General features: G+C 70.6%; 14 protein-coding genes. 12 read left to right on the top strand and 2 right to left on the bottom strand.

Annotated elements, in window-relative coordinates:
- The first annotated feature begins 26 nt into the window (after positions 1–26).
- The 10 genes from ISU10_RS04690 to rodA all read left to right on the top strand — a co-directional run bounded on the left by ISU10_RS04690 (position 27) and on the right by rodA (position 9,699).
- Positions 27–917 (top strand): GNAT family N-acetyltransferase, encoded by an 891-nt coding sequence (locus ISU10_RS04690; RefSeq protein WP_194695206.1) that lies wholly within the window; start codon positions 27–29, stop codon positions 915–917.
- A gap of 100 nt (positions 918–1,017) precedes the next feature.
- Positions 1,018–2,289 (top strand): bifunctional folylpolyglutamate synthase/dihydrofolate synthase, encoded by a 1,272-nt coding sequence (locus ISU10_RS04685; protein WP_194695254.1) that lies wholly within the window; start codon positions 1,018–1,020, stop codon positions 2,287–2,289.
- On the top strand, positions 2,286–2,654 hold the full coding sequence (locus ISU10_RS04680; RefSeq protein WP_194695205.1) for a DUF4233 domain-containing protein: 369 nt from the start codon (positions 2,286–2,288) through the stop codon (positions 2,652–2,654). The genes ISU10_RS04685 and ISU10_RS04680 overlap by 4 nt, the downstream gene beginning before the upstream one ends.
- Before the next feature lie 8 nt (positions 2,655–2,662).
- Positions 2,663–3,343, top strand: coding sequence for a pyridoxamine 5'-phosphate oxidase family protein (locus ISU10_RS04675; protein WP_194695204.1), 681 nt, complete (start codon positions 2,663–2,665; stop codon positions 3,341–3,343).
- Positions 3,344–3,353: 10 nt separating this feature from the next.
- Complete coding sequence (gene ndk / locus ISU10_RS04670; protein ID WP_194695203.1) at positions 3,354–3,764, top strand: nucleoside-diphosphate kinase; 411 nt, start codon at positions 3,354–3,356, stop codon at positions 3,762–3,764.
- Between the two features lie 131 nt (positions 3,765–3,895).
- Positions 3,896–4,960, top strand: a complete 1,065-nt coding sequence (locus tag ISU10_RS04665) for a rod shape-determining protein (protein WP_194695202.1) — start codon at positions 3,896–3,898, stop codon at positions 4,958–4,960.
- Positions 4,960–5,856, top strand: a complete 897-nt coding sequence (mreC, locus tag ISU10_RS04660) for a rod shape-determining protein MreC (protein ID WP_194695201.1) — start codon at positions 4,960–4,962, stop codon at positions 5,854–5,856. The genes ISU10_RS04665 and mreC overlap by 1 nt, the downstream gene beginning before the upstream one ends.
- Positions 5,856–6,407 carry a rod shape-determining protein MreD gene (gene mreD / locus ISU10_RS04655; protein WP_228499520.1) on the top strand — a complete coding sequence of 184 codons (552 nt, stop codon included), beginning with the start codon at positions 5,856–5,858 and terminating at the stop codon, positions 6,405–6,407. The genes mreC and mreD overlap by 1 nt, the downstream gene beginning before the upstream one ends.
- Positions 6,407–8,539, top strand: a complete 2,133-nt coding sequence (gene mrdA, locus ISU10_RS04650) for a penicillin-binding protein 2 (protein WP_194695200.1) — start codon at positions 6,407–6,409, stop codon at positions 8,537–8,539. Before mreD ends, mrdA begins: the two co-directional genes overlap by 1 nt.
- Positions 8,539–9,699 (top strand): rod shape-determining protein RodA, encoded by a 1,161-nt coding sequence (gene rodA / locus ISU10_RS04645; protein WP_194695199.1) that lies wholly within the window; start codon positions 8,539–8,541, stop codon positions 9,697–9,699. Before mrdA ends, rodA begins: the two co-directional genes overlap by 1 nt.
- 13 nt (positions 9,700–9,712) lie before the next feature.
- On the opposite strand, the gene ISU10_RS04640 is transcribed toward rodA, so the two are convergent.
- On the bottom strand, positions 9,713–10,846 hold the full coding sequence (locus tag ISU10_RS04640; RefSeq protein ID WP_194695198.1) for a calcium:cation antiporter: 1,134 nt from the start codon (positions 10,844–10,846) through the stop codon (positions 9,713–9,715).
- A gap of 67 nt (positions 10,847–10,913) precedes the next feature.
- Positions 10,914–12,125 (bottom strand): amidohydrolase family protein, encoded by a 1,212-nt coding sequence (locus ISU10_RS04635; protein ID WP_194695197.1) that lies wholly within the window; start codon positions 12,123–12,125, stop codon positions 10,914–10,916.
- A 115-nt stretch (positions 12,126–12,240) separates the two neighbouring features.
- Here ISU10_RS04635 and ISU10_RS04630 point away from each other — a divergent pair, with 115 nt between their 5' ends.
- Both ISU10_RS04630 and ISU10_RS04625 read left to right on the top strand, forming a co-directional pair.
- Entirely contained in the window at positions 12,241–14,157 is a 1,917-nt protein-coding gene (locus tag ISU10_RS04630) for a TIGR03960 family B12-binding radical SAM protein (RefSeq protein ID WP_194695252.1), read from the top strand.
- Between the two features lie 468 nt (positions 14,158–14,625).
- Positions 14,626–15,927, top strand: a complete 1,302-nt coding sequence (locus tag ISU10_RS04625; RefSeq protein WP_194695196.1) for an HNH endonuclease signature motif containing protein — start codon at positions 14,626–14,628, stop codon at positions 15,925–15,927.
- Positions 15,928–15,938: the final 11 nt, after the last annotated feature.

The following is a 15,938-nucleotide window of genomic DNA, read 5'->3' as shown; positions in this document are numbered from 1 at the left end:
GGCTCACATCGATAGCGTCGGCCGGTATGACGCACCGGGTGGCCTTCACGACCGATCCCGCCGCGTTCCTGGCCGAGGCCGAGGACGCCCTGGCCGCGGACCCGGTCGTCGGCACCGTGATGGCGACCGTGACCAGCCGGATGTTGGGCCAACCGCTTCCGGCCGACCGGCCGCGGTGGTGGGCCGTCGTCCGCGACGAGGAGGGACAGATCGCCGGGATCGCGATGCGCACCGCCCCGCAGCCGCCGTTCCCGATGTTCGTGCTGCCGATGGCTGACCGGGCCGCACTGGCGCTCGCCCGGGCGATCCACGAGCGCGGCGAGACGGTCGGCGGGCTCAATGGGTCGCTGCCGGCCGCCGAGGTGATGGCCGGCGAGCTGGCGCGGCTCCAGGGCGACACGGTGGAGGTGGCCGTGCACACCCGTCTCTTCGAGCTGGACCAGCTCGTGGCTCCCGTCGGCGTGCCCGGTTCGCTGCGACAGGCGACCCTCGACGACTTCGACCTGGCCCTCGACTGGGTGCGTCGCTTCATGGCCGACGCCGACGAGCAGGCCGGCCGCGAGCCCGGCACCGGTCACGGTCGCGTCGACATCGAGCCCGACGACCTGCGCCGCCGCATCGAGCAGGAGTGCTACTGGTTCTGGCTCGACGAGAGCGGCGAGCGGGTCCACCTGACCGGCGCCAACCCGCCGTCGTACGGCGTGGCGCGGATCGGTCCGGTCTACACACCTCCGGAACAGCGACGCAAGGGGTACGCCGGTGCCGCGGTCGCCCAGGTCTCGCAGATCTTCCTGGACCGAGGGGTGCGGGTCTGCCTCTACACCGACCAGGCGAACCCGACGTCCAACGGCGTCTACCAGGCGATCGGGTACCGCCCGGTCGTGGACCAGGTGAACCTGCGGATAGTCGCCTCCTAGAGTTGCGGTCGTGACTCCAGCCGGCGACCAGACCCCTCGCCTCGCCGAGACCTTCGAGGAGGTCGAGGACGCCCTGCTGTCGCGATGGCCCGAGACCCGGATGGAACCCTCGCTGGACCGCATCCGCGTCTTCACCGAGCTGCTGGGCGACCCTCAGCGGAGCTACCCGGTCATCCACCTCACGGGCACCAACGGCAAGACCTCGACCTCGCGGATGATCGACACGATCCTGCGGGCGCTCGAGCTGCGCACCGGACGCTTCACCAGCCCGCACGTCGAGCGGATGACCGAGCGGATCAGCCTCGACGGCGAGCCGATGACCGACGAGCAGTTCGTGCGCGCCTTCAACGACGTCGCGCCCTTGGTCCACTTGGTCGACGACAGCCAGCCCTACCCCTTGTCGTTCTTCGAGACGGTCGTCGGCATGGCCTACGCCGCCTTCGCCGACGCCCCCGTCGACGTCGCCGTCGTCGAGGTCGGGCTCGGGGGCACGTGGGACGCCACCAACGTGGCCGACGCGGCTGTCGCCGTGCTGCTCGCCGTCGCCGTCGACCACGCGCACCTGCTCGGCGACGACCCCGTCGCGATCGCGCGCGAGAAGGCCGGGATCATCAAGCAGGGCTCGATCGCGGTGGTCGCCGAGCAGCTCCCCGATGTCGCTGAGGTGATCAACGAGCGCGCCCACGACGTGGGTGCGCGGGTGCTGCGCGAGGGCGTGGACCTCGGCGTCGTGGCCCGCAACCCTGCGGTCGGGGGTCAGCTGGTGTCGCTGCAGACGCCTCGGGCGAGGTACGACGAGCTGTTCCTCCCGTTGTACGGCGCCCACCAGGCGCAGAACGCCGTCCTCGCACTGACGGCTGTGGAGGCATTCCTCGGCACCGATCCGCTCGACGCCGAGCTGGTGCACGCCGCGTTCGGCGAGTTCACCTCGCCGGGCCGGCTGGAGATCGTGCGCCGCAGCCCGACGATCGTGCTCGACGCGGCGCACAACCCCCATGGCGCGGCCGCAACGGCGGCGGCCCTCGAGGACTCCTTCCAGTTCGACCCGTTGGTGGGGGTGATCGGCGTGATGGCCGACAAGGACTACGAGGGCGTGCTCGGGGCGTTCGAGCCGCACCTGGCCCACGTCGTGTGCACCCAGAACTCGACGCCGCGGGCGATGCGGGCCGAGGAGCTGGCAGTCGCCGCGCGCGAGGTGTTCGGCGAGGACCGCGTCAGCGTCGCACCCTTCCTGCCCGACGCGATCGACCAGGCGCTCGCGATCGCCGAGTCCGGCAGCACCGGCTCCTCCATGGGCTCGGGAGCGGTCCTGGTCACTGGCTCGGTGGTGACGGTCGGCGAGGCCCGACACCTGCTCAAGGGCTCCCGATGAGCGATCCGGTGGCCGGGTTTCCACCCGCACAGGAACGCTCGCCGCGTCGGGGCATGTGCGCGGCCATCCTCAGCCTCCAGGGCGTGACCCTGGGGTTGACGACCCCGGTGCTGATCTCGGTCTCGGGCGTCGACACGAGCACGGCGCTGTGGGTGGGACTCGGACTGACGGCCGCGTGCTTCGTGCTCGCCGGCCTGCTCCGCGGGGAGTGGGCCTACGCCCTGGGTTGGGTCTTGCAGGGCGTGGCGATCGCGCTCGGGTTCGTGATCCCGCTGATGTTCGTGCTCGGCGCCGTGTTCGCGCTGCTGTGGGGGACGGCGTACTTCCTGGGCCGCAAGATCGAGCGTGAGAGGGCCACCCGATGACCCGCCCCATGACTGACGAGCCGCTGTCGCCGACGGAGCGCACGAGGTTGGGCCGGCTCGCCGAGAAGGGCCGCACCGAGCGCGAGGAGCTTCACAAGCTGCTCGACACCGCCCTCGTCGCCCACGTCGGGCTCGACGCCGGCGGCTACCCGTTGGTGCTCCCGACGGCGTTCGCCGTCGACCTCGACGGACCCGACCGAGGTGGCACGCTCTACTTCCACGGATCGACCGCGGCGCGCTGGATCAACCGGTCGCGCGGGGCGATGGTCTGCGTCACGATCACCGAGGTCGACGGTCTGGTCGCCGCCCGGTCGGGCTTCGAGAGCTCGATGAACTACCGGGCCGCCGTCATCCTCGGCGAAGCACGGGTGGTCGAGGAGGCCGAGGAGCGGCTGCACGCCCTCGACCTGATGGTCGACCACATGGTCCCCGGCCGCGCCGCGACGATCCGCCGGCCGAGCCGCAAGGAGGTCGCCGCCACGCAGGTGCTGGCGTTGCCGTTGTGGGAGGCCTCGCTCAAGGTCCGCCAGGGCGGGCCCGACGACGAGGACGACGACATAGCCGACAACCCGTGGGGTGGTCACATCCCGCTGTACCGCGTGGCTGGTGCGCCAGTCGGCGACGAGGGCTCGCGCGGACCGGTGCCCGACGACGTACGACGCCGGGCCGAGCAGCTCGGGGCTCGCTAGGGTCCTCCTCATGGAGAGAACCTTGGTCCTGGTCAAGCCCGACGGCGTCCGTCGCGGTCTCACCGGTGAAGTCATCCGCCGGATCGAGGCCAAGGGCTACACCCTGGTCCGGCTCGAGCTGCGCGAGGCGACCAATGAGCTGCTGGCCGAGCACTACGCCGAGCACCAGGGCAAGCCGTTCTACGAGCCTCTCGTCGAGTTCATGCTGTCGGGTCCGGTGGTCGCGATGGTCGTCGAAGGGGAGCGGGTGGTCGAGGGCTTCCGCTCCCTGGCCGGCGCCACCGACCCCACCAAGGCCGCACCCGGCACCATCCGCGGCGACCTCGGTCGTGACTGGGGGCTCGCGGTGCAGCAGAACATCGTGCACGGGTCCGACTCGCCCGAGTCGGGCGCCCGCGAGATCGGGATCTGGTTCCCGTAGGCCCGACCCCGGCGTGTTGGCCGAGTTGGCCTGACCTGCCCGCTTAGCCTCGACGTGGGCCGGCCGCTTGTTTCGCCGTCTGTACTGACCGGCCCACCTTCCCCGGTACGTCGACAGACGAGGCAGCACGCATGGCAGGCAGCTTGATCGGCCGTGACATGGCCGTGGATCTCGGCACGGCCAACACGTTGGTCTACGTGCGTGGCAAGGGCGTGCTGCTCGACGAGCCCAGCGTGGTCGCCCTCAGTTCGGCGTCCGGTGACATCATCGCGGTCGGCCACGAGGCCAAGCGGATGATCGGCCGCACGCCCGACGGCATCGAGACGATCCGCCCGCTCAAGGACGGCGTGATCGCCGACTTCGAGGCGACCGAGCAGATGCTGCGGTGGTTCATCACCTCGGTGCACCGCCGCCGCTACTTCGCCAAGCCCCGGATGGTGATCTGCGTGCCGAGCGGCATCACCGCCGTCGAGCAGCGGGCCGTCAAGGAGGCGGGCTACCAGGCCGGAGCGCGCGAGGTCTTCATCATCGAGGAGCCGATGGCGGCCGCGATCGGTGCCGGGCTGCCCATCCACCAGGCCACCGGCAACATGGTCGTCGACGTCGGCGGCGGCACGACCGAGGTCGCGGTCATCTCCCTGGGCGGGATCGTGACCAGCCTGTCCGTGCGCACCGCCGGCGACGAGCTGGACGCCGCGATCGTCGCGTGGATGAAGAAGGAGCACGGGCTGATGCTCGGCGAGCGGACCGCCGAGGAGGTCAAGATGACCGTCGGGTCGGCCTTCCCGCTGCTCGACGAGACCGAGGCCGAGATCCGTGGACGTGACCTGGTCTCCGGTCTGCCGCGCACCGTCGTGGTGACCAGCGGCGAGGTGCGCCAGGCGATCGAGGAGCCGCTGCACACCATCGTCGACGCGGTCCGCAGCACCCTCGACCAGACCCCGCCCGAGCTCGCGGGCGACATCATGGATCGCGGCATCGTGCTCACCGGGGGTGGAGCGTTGCTGAGCGGGCTCGACGAGCGGCTGCGCCACGAGACCGGGATGCCCGTCCACGTCGCCGAGGATCCGCTCAGCAGTGTGGCGATGGGCGCGGCCAAGTGCGTCGAGGAGTTCGAGGCGCTGCGTCGGCTCTTCGTGCCTGCCGGCCGCCCGTCACGCAGCTACGCGCGGCACCCCGAGCGGTTGGGTGCCTGATGCGCCCTCACCGTCCTGGTGAGCCCCGCCCGCGCCACTCGGTGCTGGTGGCGTTGCTGCTGGCCTGTGCCACGCTGATCACCCTCGACTACCACGGCGGCACCGGCTCGCCGCTCGAACCCGCTCGCCAGGCCATGGGCGAGGTGTTCGGACCGGTCGAGTCGGCGGCCGACGCCGCCGTACGTCCGCTCGGCGCCGTGCCCGACTGGTTCCGCAGCCGCTCCGACCTGCGTCGTGAGATCGCCACCTTGTCCGCCGAGAACTCCGACCTGCGCCAGCAGGTGGCCACCTCGGGCGTCGACCGCAACCGGCTCGCCGAGTACGACGGGCTCACGGCCGCCGCGAGCACGCTCGGGCAGGCGCTGGTCCCGGCCCACGTCGTCGGGGTGGGCGCCACCCAGAGCTTCTCCCGGACGGTGACGATCGACGCCGGCTCACGATCCGGCGTGCACCCCGACCAGACGGTCGTCAGCGCCGACGGTCTGGTCGGTCGGGTGCTCCGGGTCACCCGGACGACCGCCACGGTGCTCCTGGTCATCGACGCGGAGTCGGTGGTCGGCGGCCGGATCGGCGAGAGCATGCAGCTGGGCTTCCTCCACGGTCGCGGTGACCTGGGCCGCAGCGGCCGGCTCGACCTCGAGCTGGTCGACGACTCGGCGGTGCCCGACAAGGGCGATGTCGTGGTCACGTGGGGGAGCCAGGGTGGCGGTCCCTACGTCTCCGGTGTGCCGGTCGGTCGGGTGACCCAGGTCTTCAGCAGCCTGCGACAGACCTCCCAGCGTGCCGTCATCGAGCCCTTCGTCGACTTCGGGGCGCTGGACCTGGTCGGGGTCGTGGTGCCGTCGGGCACGAAGTCGGACCGTGCGGTCGTCGAGGCCGACGGGAGGCTGCGCTGATGTCCCGACTGACCTCCAGGCTGATGTCGGGCTTGGCGTCGATCCGCTGGCCCGTGATGGGCGTGCTGCTGGTCGTGGCACTCGTCCTCCAGGTGACGTTCTTCCCGCACCTCGCCGTCCACGGGGTCGTACCCAACCTGTGCCTGCTCGTCGTGGTCGCGGCCGCCCTGGTCCGAGGACCCGAGCAGGCCGCCGTCCTCGGGTTCGCCGCCGGTCTGCTGCTCGACCTGGCGCCACCGGCCGACCACGTCGCCGGCCGGTGGGCGCTGTCCCTGGTCGTGGTCGGCTACGTCGCCGGGCGGGTGCGGTCCGATGCGGCCGCGCGCCCGAGCGTGACGGGAGTGCTGGCCACGGTCGCGACGTCGTCGTTCGTGGGCACCTCGATCTATGCGATCACCGGGCTGCTGCTCCAGGACCCCGTCGTGTCGGTGGCTGACCTGCTGCCGGTCGTCTTGCTTGCCGTCGGTTGGGACGTGCTGCTCGCGCCGTTGCTGCTGCCGGGCCTGATGAGGCTGTTCGAGGCACTCGAGCCGGTCAGGGTGAGGACGTAGTGGTCTCGACAAGCTCGACCAGCGAGAGGGGCCAGCGGGGCCGGCTCCGGGTGCTGGTCATCCAGGCGTTGGTGTTCTCGCTGTTCGCCACGCTGTTCGCGCGGCTCTACTACCTCCAGGTGGTCAGCGGTGAGACCTATCACGCACGCGCGGCGTCCCAGTCGATGCGTGAGATCGTCGTGCAGCCGGAGCGCGGTCTGATCGTCGACTCCCAGGGCCGTCCGCTGGTCGCCAACCGCACCTCGTGGGTGGTCAGCGTCGACCGCACGCTGCTCGGCCGGTTGGGCGAGCACGGCACCGAGGTGGTGGTCAGGCGCCTGGCCAGGGTGCTGGACATGAAGCCCGCGCGCATCCGCGCCAAGCTCGTCAGCTGCGGCACCGACGACGCAGTTGTCGGCGTCTGCTGGAACGGCTCGCCCTACCAACCGGTCCCGGTCGGCGTCGATGTGTCGAAGTCCGTGGCGCTGCGGATCCTCGAGCAGCCCGAGGACTACCCGTCCGTGCTCGCCGAGCAGCAGAGCGTGCGCAGCTACCCCCGGCCCTTCGGAGTCAACCTGGCCCACGTGCTCGGCTACCTCAGCCCGATCACGGCCGACGAGTACGACGCCGCGCAGAAGGCCGACGACAGCTCGCTCAACGGCGCCTCGGTCGTGGGTCGCGCGGGCGTGGAGCAGCAGTACGACCGCTGGCTGCGTGGCATCCCTGGCTACCGGACCGTCGCCGTCGACTCGATGGGCAGGGTCCTGGGCGACGACAGCGAGGTGGCAGGCCAGCCGGGCGACACGCTCGTGACGTCGATCGACGCCAAGGTGCAGGGCGTGGTCGAGCGCCAGCTCGCCGACACGATCAAGACCGCGCGGGCCACCTTCGACGAGGTGACGGGCCGCAACTACGTCGCCGACTCGGGCGCCGTGGTGGTGCTCGAGGCCAAGACCGGGCGCGTGGTCGCGATGGCCAGCCAGCCGACGTACGACCCCTCGGTCTGGGTCGGAGGCATCACCAAGAAGCAGCTGAGCCGCCTCTACTCGACCTCGGCCGGCTACCCGTTGCTCGGCCGGGCCACGCAGGGGCAGTTCGCTCCGGGCTCGACCTGGAAGCCGTTCAACGCGGCGAGCGCCCTGAGCAACGGCTTCACACCCGACAGCCGCCTCGACTGTTCCTCCGGGCTCCAGGTGGGCAACCGGTGGTTCAAGAACTACGAGTCGGCGTCCTACGGCTACATCGACTTCGCCAAGGCGCTGCAGTACTCCTGCGACACGTTCTTCTACCGCGTCGGCCTCTCCTACTGGAACCGATACGGCTCCGACCCCCAGAACGTCAACGCCAAGGACCCCCTGGTCGAAGGCGCCAAGGGCTTCGGCTTCGGCAAGGAGACCGGCATCGACCTGCCGGGTGAGGCCAGCGGCCGGATCGCCGACCGTCACTGGAAGCGCGCCTACTGGAAGTCGATGAAGGGCTACTACTGCAAGCTCGACCGCCACAACACCACAGGCAAGCGCGACTTCCTCTCGGTGTTCGCCCACGAGTTCTGCCTGGAGGGCGACTACTACCGCGCCGGCGACGCGGTGAACTACGCCATCGGGCAGGGCGACACCCTCGTCACGCCGCTGCAGCTGGCCCGCGCCTATGCCGCGTTGTCCAACGGCGGCACGCTCTACGAACCCCGCCTCGGCAAGGCCATCGTCAGCTCCGACGGCACGGTGCTGCGGCGGATCAAGCCGCGGGTGCAGGGCCACGTGAAGGCGACGCCCGCGGCGATGAGGTACGTCGACCAGGCGCTGCTGGGCACCGCCAAGGTCGGCACGATGGCCTGGCGGATGATCGACTTCCCCCTCGACCGCGTGCACATCCGGTCCAAGACCGGCTCGGCCGAGGTGCACGGCAAGCAGTCGACATCCTGGGTGGCGTCCTACGACGAGAACTACGTGGTCGTGATGATGGTCAGCCAGGCCGGCACCGGCTCGGGCACCTCGGGGCCCGCCGTACGCGCCATCTGGGAGTCGCTCTACGGCATCACCGGCTCGACCGTCGATCCTTCACGTGCGCTGATTCCCGGGACCACTCCGCCCGGGGACCTGCCGACCTTCCTGGGCGACGGCTCGATCCTGCCGCCCGCGAGGAAGCGGCACTGATGGGACCGCGCACCCCACGGCTCGACTGGGTCCTGATGCTCGCCGTCCTCGGGCTGGTCGCGATCGGCAGCCTCCTGGTGTGGTCGGCGACCTCGCACCGGGACGACCTGACGATGGGCGACCCGACTGCCTACCTGAAGAAGCAGGTCGTCAACATCTGCATCGGCCTGGTGCTGATGGCGGTGGTGACGGCCACCGACCACCGCTGGGTCCGGATCCTGGCGCCGGTGGTCTACCTCGCCTCGATCGGCGGGCTGGCCCTGGTGCTCACCAGTGGTACGACGATCAACGGGTCGCGTTCGTGGATCCAGCTGGGCGGGCTCTCGGTCCAGCCCTCGGAGTTCGCCAAGCTGGCCGTGGTCATCGGCATGGCCCTGCTCGTGGCCGAGCGCACCGAGGGGCGGCGCCGTCCTCTCGGCGCCGGCACCGTCCTCGGCATGCTCGTGGTCGCCGGCGTGCCCGCGGTGCTGATCCTGCTGCAGCCCGACCTGGGCACCATGCTCGTGCTGACGGCGACCGTCTTCGGCGTGCTGGCGGTGGCCGGCACCCCCCGTCGCTGGCTGGCACTTCTGGCGGCCGGCGGCGTGACCGCGGCCGTCGCGATGGTGGCCGAGGGGTTCTTGAAGCAGTACCAGCTCGACCGGTTCCTCGCCTTCACCAATCCCGACCTCGATCCGCGAGGGGCCGGCTACAACACCGAGCAGGCCCGCATCGCGGTGGGCAACGGGGGCCTGTTCGGGCAGGGGCTGTTCCACGGGTCGCAGACCCAGTCGGGGTTCGTGCCGGAGCAGCACACCGACTTCGTGTTCACGGTGGCCGGCGAGGAGCTCGGACTGCTGGGCGCGGGAGTCGTCATCGCCTTGCTGTGTGTCGTCATCTGGCGCGCGCTCGCGATCGCCTCGACGACCCCCGACGTCTTCGGCCGCGTGGCTGCGGCCGGCATCGCCTGCTGGTTCGGGTTCCAGGCCTTCCAGAACATCGGCATGTGCCTGGGCATCATGCCCGTGACCGGAGTGCCACTGCCGTTCGTGTCGTACGGCGGGTCCTCGCTGTTCGCCGGCATGCTCGCCGTGGGACTGCTCCAGAACATCGCCTCGCGGTCGTTCGAGCAGTCCCGCGGGTCGAGGGCGATCGCCGTGCGGATGGCGGCCGGCGTCTAGTCCCGGCGACGGGTCAGGGCTGGATGCTCAAGAACACGTAGGCCGCCAGGATCGCCAGGTGCAGGCCGCCGTTGAGGGGTTTGGCCCGGCCCGGCACCACCGTGAGCACGCCGACCAGCACCGACAGCATCAGCAGCACGATCTGGGTCTCGCCCAGGCCCAACGTGAGCGGGCCCTCGAGCCAGATGGAGGCGACGGCGATGGTCGGGATGGTCAGGCCGATGCTGGCCATCGCCGAGCCGTAGGCCAGGTTGAGGCTGATCTGGACGCGCTCCCTGGCCGCGGCGCGGACCGCCGAGATCGACTCGGGCAGCAAGACGAGGGCCGCGATCACCACACCGACGAACGCGTGGGGGAAGCCGACCGCAGCCACGGCGTCCTCGATCACGGGCGAGACGACCTTGGCCAGGCCGACCACGGCGACGAGCGCCGCGAGCAGGAGGCCCAGGCTGAACAGGGCGGTGCGGTTGGAGGGCGGGTCGGCATGTCCGTCGGCGTCCTGGTCGGGCAGGCCGCGGTCGTGGTGGGCCTCGACCGGCAAGAAGAAGTCGCGGTGCTGGACCGTCTGGGTGAACACGAACATCAGGTAGACCAGCAGCGAGGCCACCGCCGCGAAGGCGAGCTGCCCACCCGAGAACTCCGGTCCGGGCTCGGTGGTGGTGAAGCGGGGCAGCACGAGGGTCAGCGTCGCCAGGGTGATGACGGTGGCGAGCGAGGAGCCGGTGCCCTCGGCGTGGAAGACCGCCAGCCCGGATGTGCCAGACCTCTTCAGGGCGCCGACGACCAGTGAGAGTCCGACGATCCCGTTGACGCTGATCATGACGGCCGCGAACACGGTGTCCCTGGCGAGCTCGGAGGTGTCCTTCGAGCCGCTGACCATCAGCGTCACGATCAGCGCCACCTCGATCACGGTGACGGCCACCGCGAGCACCAGTGAGCCGTACGGCTCGCCGACTCGGTGCGCGACGACCTCCGCGTGGTGGACGGCCGCGAGGACGGCGCCGACGAGGACGACGAAGACGATGCTCGCGACCAGTGCGTTGGGGTCGCGTCCCCACGTCAGGGCGAGGAGGACGAGTGCGGCGATCGGCGTCAGGCTCGTCCAGGTCAGCAAGCCGGCTCGTGAGTCCTGGTCCTGAGCCGCCATGCGGGCAACCCTAGGGGGCGGCGCCTGGGACCTTCGCGGGCTCGTCGGCCTCCTTGTCTGCCCGTCCCTACGGCACCGGCGGGCTACAGGGCACGCCTCTGATCACCACGTGGACGGGCTCTGCGAGCAAGGTGGGCTCGGACCGGAGGTCGCCGGACACGACCAGGAGGTCCGCGGCGAGGCCGGCTCGCAGCCGACCGGTGACCTCGCTCAGTCGGCACACGTCAGCCGCGACCGACGTGGCGGTGGCCAACGCCTCCTCGACCGGGAAGCCCGCGTGCACGAGCTCCAGGACAGAGCGCCACAGGTTGCCGTGGGCCTTGGGCGGACTGACACCGGCGTCCAGGCCGGAGACGATCGTGACGCCATGCGCGCGCAGCTGGCGCGCCTGCTCGGCGCGAGCAGACACCATCGAGTCGGGGTCCAGCCCCATCCGCTCGGTGAGCAGTCGCAGCGCCGGCGGCATGCGGTCCGGGTCGATCATCGACCGGTCCCACCCGATGGTCGGGCAGACCACGGTGCCTGCCGCCGCGACAGCGGCGAGCAGCTCCGGGGGAGTCTGCATGCCGGTGTCGGTGAGACAGCTGAAGTGCTCGATGCCGTCGACCTGCGCTGCCAGTGCGTGCCAGGCGCCGCGCAACGAGTGGGCGTGAGCGTGCACGGGCAGCCCGGCCTCGTGGGCGAGGTCGACGATCAGCCTGAGGTCCTCGGCCGTGAACTGCACGCCGAGCTGGTCGCTGCCGGGCGTGAGCATGCCTCCCGAGGCCATCACCTTGACGACGTCGACGCCGCGCTCGACGTGCTCGGCCATCGCGTCCCGGATGTCAGCGGGTCCCTCGGCCACGCCGCCCAGATAGTGGCAGTGTCCGTCGCGGATCGTGAACGGCGGTCCCGAGGCCACGATCCGGGGGACACCGGGGCTCGCGGCGTCGCGGAAGCCCAGCGTCAGGTACCTGGCATCGCCCAGGTCCCGCACTGTCGTCGTCCCTGACGCGGCCTGCTGTGCGAGCGTGCGGCGGACGACGGTCGTGACCTCGTCATCGCCCAGGGCCCCGGCTGCTTCGAGGCCGCCAGGAGTTCCGTCGGCCACCAGGTGCACGTGCGTGTCGATGAGGCCGGGCAGCAAGGTCCCGTCGTACGACGTCTCCTCGGTGCCGTGAGGTACGTCGAACCCGAAAGGCTCGACGCCCACGATCCGCTCGCCGTCGACCAGGACCGTCGCTCCACCCTCGAGGAACCTCTCCCCGTCGAACGCCGCCGGGGCCCGGATCGCCTGCATGCCTGGATTCTGCCCGAGTTTCGCGATCGTCGTACCCTGGGTCGTTCGCCTAGCTTCTGTGAGGTCCCGACCCGTGTCAGCCACGACGCACACCCGAGGCCAGAGCGTCTTCCCGATGCTCGAGCCGCTGCTGCCGACGGTGCAGAAGCCGATCCAGTACGTCGGTGGTGAGCTCAACTCCACGGTCAAGGAGTGGGACTGCGCCACCCGGGGGCCGAGCGTCCGCTGGGCGCTGATGTACCCCGACGCCTACGAGGTCGGGCTGCCCAACCAGGGCGTGGCGATCCTCTACGAAGTGCTCAACGAGCGCGACTGGATCCTGGCCGAGCGCACCTACTCGGTGTGGCCGGACATGGAGCAGGTGCTGCGCGAGCACCGCATCCCGCAGTTCACGGTCGACGGGCACCGACCGGTCGGCGACTTCGACCTCTTCGGCGTCTCCTTCTCGACCGAGCTCGGCTACACCAACCTGCTCAACGCGCTCGATCTCGCCGGCATCCCGCTCCACGCGGTCGATCGCGGCGACGACGACCCCGTCGTGATCGCCGGCGGACACGCCGCGTTCAACCCCGAGCCGATCGCCGACTTCGTCGACGCGGCCGTGCTCGGTGACGGCGAGGAGATCGTGCTCGCCATCTCCGAGGTCGTGCGCGAGTGGAAGGCCGAGGACCGGCCAGGTGGTCGGGTCGAGCTGCTGCGGCGGCTGGCCGCGAGCCAGAACGTCTACGTGCCGCGGTTCTACGACGTCACCTACGGCGCCGACGGGTCCATCGAGGCCGTCGTCCCCAACAAGCCGGGCATCCCGTTCCGGGTCCGCAAGCACACGCTGATGGACCTCGACCAGTGGCCCTACCCAGCCAAGCCGCTGGTGCCGCTCGCCGAGACCGTGCACGAGCGCTTCTCGGTCGAGATCTTCCGCGGCTGCACGCGCGGCTGCCGGTTCTGCCAGGCCGGCATGATCACCCGTCCCGTGCGCGAGCGGTCGATCGAGACCATCGGCGCGATGGTCGAGAACGGCATCCGCAAGTCCGGCTTCGAGGAGGTCGGGCTGCTCTCGTTGTCGAGTGCCGACCATAGCGAGATCGGTGAGGTGGCCAAGGACCTCGCCGACCGCTACGAGGGCCAGAACATCTCGCTGTCCTTGCCCTCGACGCGGGTGGACGCCTTCAACATCACCTTGGCCAATGAGTTCTCCCGCAACGGCCGGCGTTCGGGCCTGACCTTCGCCCCCGAGGGCGGCAGCGAGCGGCTGCGCAAGGTGATCAACAAGGCTGTCACGGAGGAAGACCTGATCCGCACCGTCGCCACGGCGTTCGACCACGGCTGGCGGCAGGTGAAGCTCTACTTCATGTGCGGCCTGCCGACCGAGACCGACGAGGACGTGCTCGAGATCGCCGACCTGGCGACCAAGGTGATCGCCAAGGGTCGCGAGGTCACGGGACGCAACGACATCCGTTGCACCGTGTCGATCGGTGGCTTCGTGCCGAAGGCTCACACGCCGTTCCAGTGGGCGGCCCAGCTCGACCACGAGACCACCGACGAGCGGCTGCGCCTGCTTCGCGAGAAGGTGCGCGCCGACCGCAAGTACGCGCGGGCCATCGGATTCCGCTACCACGACGGCAAGCCGGGCACTATCGAGGGACTGCTCTCGCGTGGTGACCGCCGGGTCGGCCGGGTCATCGAGGAGGTGTGGCGCGACGGTGGCCGTTTCGACGGCTGGAGCGAGCACTTCTCCTACGACCGTTGGGCCGCCGCGTGCGACAAGGCGCTGGGCGGCACGGGCGTCGACCTCGACTGGTACACCGTCCGCGAGCGCGACTACGACGAGGTCCTGCCCTGGGACCACCTCGACTCCGGCCTCGACAAGGACTGGTTGTGGGCCGACTGGGAGGACGCGCTCGACCCGTCGACTGCCGAGGTGGACGACTGCCGCTGGACCCCTTGCTACGACTGCGGCGTCTGCCCCGAGATGGACACCGAGATCCAGATCGGGCCCACGGGCAAGAGGCTGTTGCCGCTCAGCGTGGTCTGAGGCCGATGGTCGCCCTCGGGCCGGTCGCGGGTTGGCCACCAGCGCCGATCCGGGGCGAGCGGCTGGTCGTTCGCGAGACACAGGCGCGTGACCGCGCCCAAGTGCGTGCGTACCTCGGCGGTCCTCAGGAACGCGATCATCTCGAACGCGTCGAGCCAGGGTGCGCATCGGATTCCTCCCTCTCGCGCTGGTTGAGGAGGGCGCGCTGGCCGGTCCCCGCTGCTGGTTGAGGAGGGCGCGCTGGCCGGTCCCCGTCGTTGGTTGAGGGGGTCGCGCTGGCCGGTCCCCGTCGTTGGTTGAGGAGGGCGCGCTGGCCGGTCTCCGTCGTTGGTTGAGGAGGGCGCGCTAGCGCCCGTCTCGAAACCAGGTGAGGCAACAAGCAGCTGTTACCGAAACGTGGAGAAACCCCAGTGGAATAAGGGGTTCTGAGGGCCTGGGCTGTCGGTGGTCCCTGGTTGGGTTATCGGTATGACGATGACGCCGCTTTCCCCGCGGGTGCGGGTGTTGGAGGCGGCGAAGGACGCGGTGGCCCGGCGGATGCGCGCGGATGCGGACCTGCTCGCGACCGCTGCGGACTGGGCGCTCATGCATCCGGTGACCGAGGCCGAGGCCGAGGACGCGGCGGGCTGGTGCTTCGGAGAAGACCTGATCCCGCTCGCTGGTCAGGGGGCCCCGTGGGTGGCGGAGTTCGCCCCCGCCGAGCTGGCCGCGGTGCTGGGCTGGAAGACCGAGACGGTCGCGGAGCTGATGGGCGATGCCCTCGAGCTGGCCGCCCGGTTGCCACACATCTACCGCGACATCCAAGAACTGCGGCTGTCGGTGTCGTTGGGGCGGTATCTGGCTGAGCAGACCCGTGACCTGTCCATGGACGGGGCGCGTCGGGTGGACAAGATGCTGCGCGGTGGCGGGAAGCTGACCAGGCCGTTCATCCGGCGGGTGGTCGACGAGGTCCGGCTCTATGAGGACCCCGACCGCGCCGCCGCCGACGAACAGAACGCGTTGGCCTCGCGTCGGGTGGAGGTCCGGCCCGGACGCACCCCGGCCACCCTCGAACTGGTCGGTGACCTGGATGTGGCCGATGGGGTCGCGTTCGACCAGGCCCTGTCCCGGGTCGCCACCGTGCTGGGGGAGCTGGGTGACGGTGAGGGGTTCGAGGTGCGCCGGGCTCGGGCGGTCGGGATCCTGGCCGACCCCGAGACCGCCCTGGCCCTGTTGAACAGCGACAGGGGCACGACAGGTGAGTCGACCGGCCGTGCCGGGAGGGCGGATCTGGTGCTGAGCCTGGACCTGGCCACCCTGGCCGACCTGGCCACCCGTGGGGTGATCGGCCCGGTCGATGCGGGCCGATACGGGACTGCGACCAGCGACCTGGTCAAGGCCTGGGTCACCGACTGGCTCGGAGTCGACACCAGGATCGTCGTGCGGCCGGTCCTGGACCTGACCGACCCGACCACCGTCCGAGCCGTGGATGGGCATGACCCGCCCGAGGCGATGGCCTGGTACGTCCGGTTGCGTGACCCGGTCTGCGTCTTCCCCGGCTGCACCCGGACCTCCCGAGACTGCGATCTGGACCACATCGAGGCCTACCTCCCGATAGTTGAGGGGGGCCCACCGGGCCAGACCCACCCCGACAACCTCGCCCCGCTGTGCCGCCGGCACCACCGGGTCAAGACCCACGCCCGCTGGACCTACCACCGCCTACCCGACGGCGGCTACCAATGGACCAGTCCGACCGGACGGGTCATCGACACCCCACCCCCACGCCGCTGACTGGTCCGCGG

Source organism: Nocardioides agariphilus, from assembly GCF_015352445.1.
Taxonomy (GTDB): domain Bacteria; phylum Actinomycetota; class Actinomycetes; order Propionibacteriales; family Nocardioidaceae; genus Nocardioides; species Nocardioides agariphilus.
The sequence above is the reverse complement of the archived record's forward strand: the minus strand, read 5'-3'. Positions and strand labels throughout refer to the sequence as shown.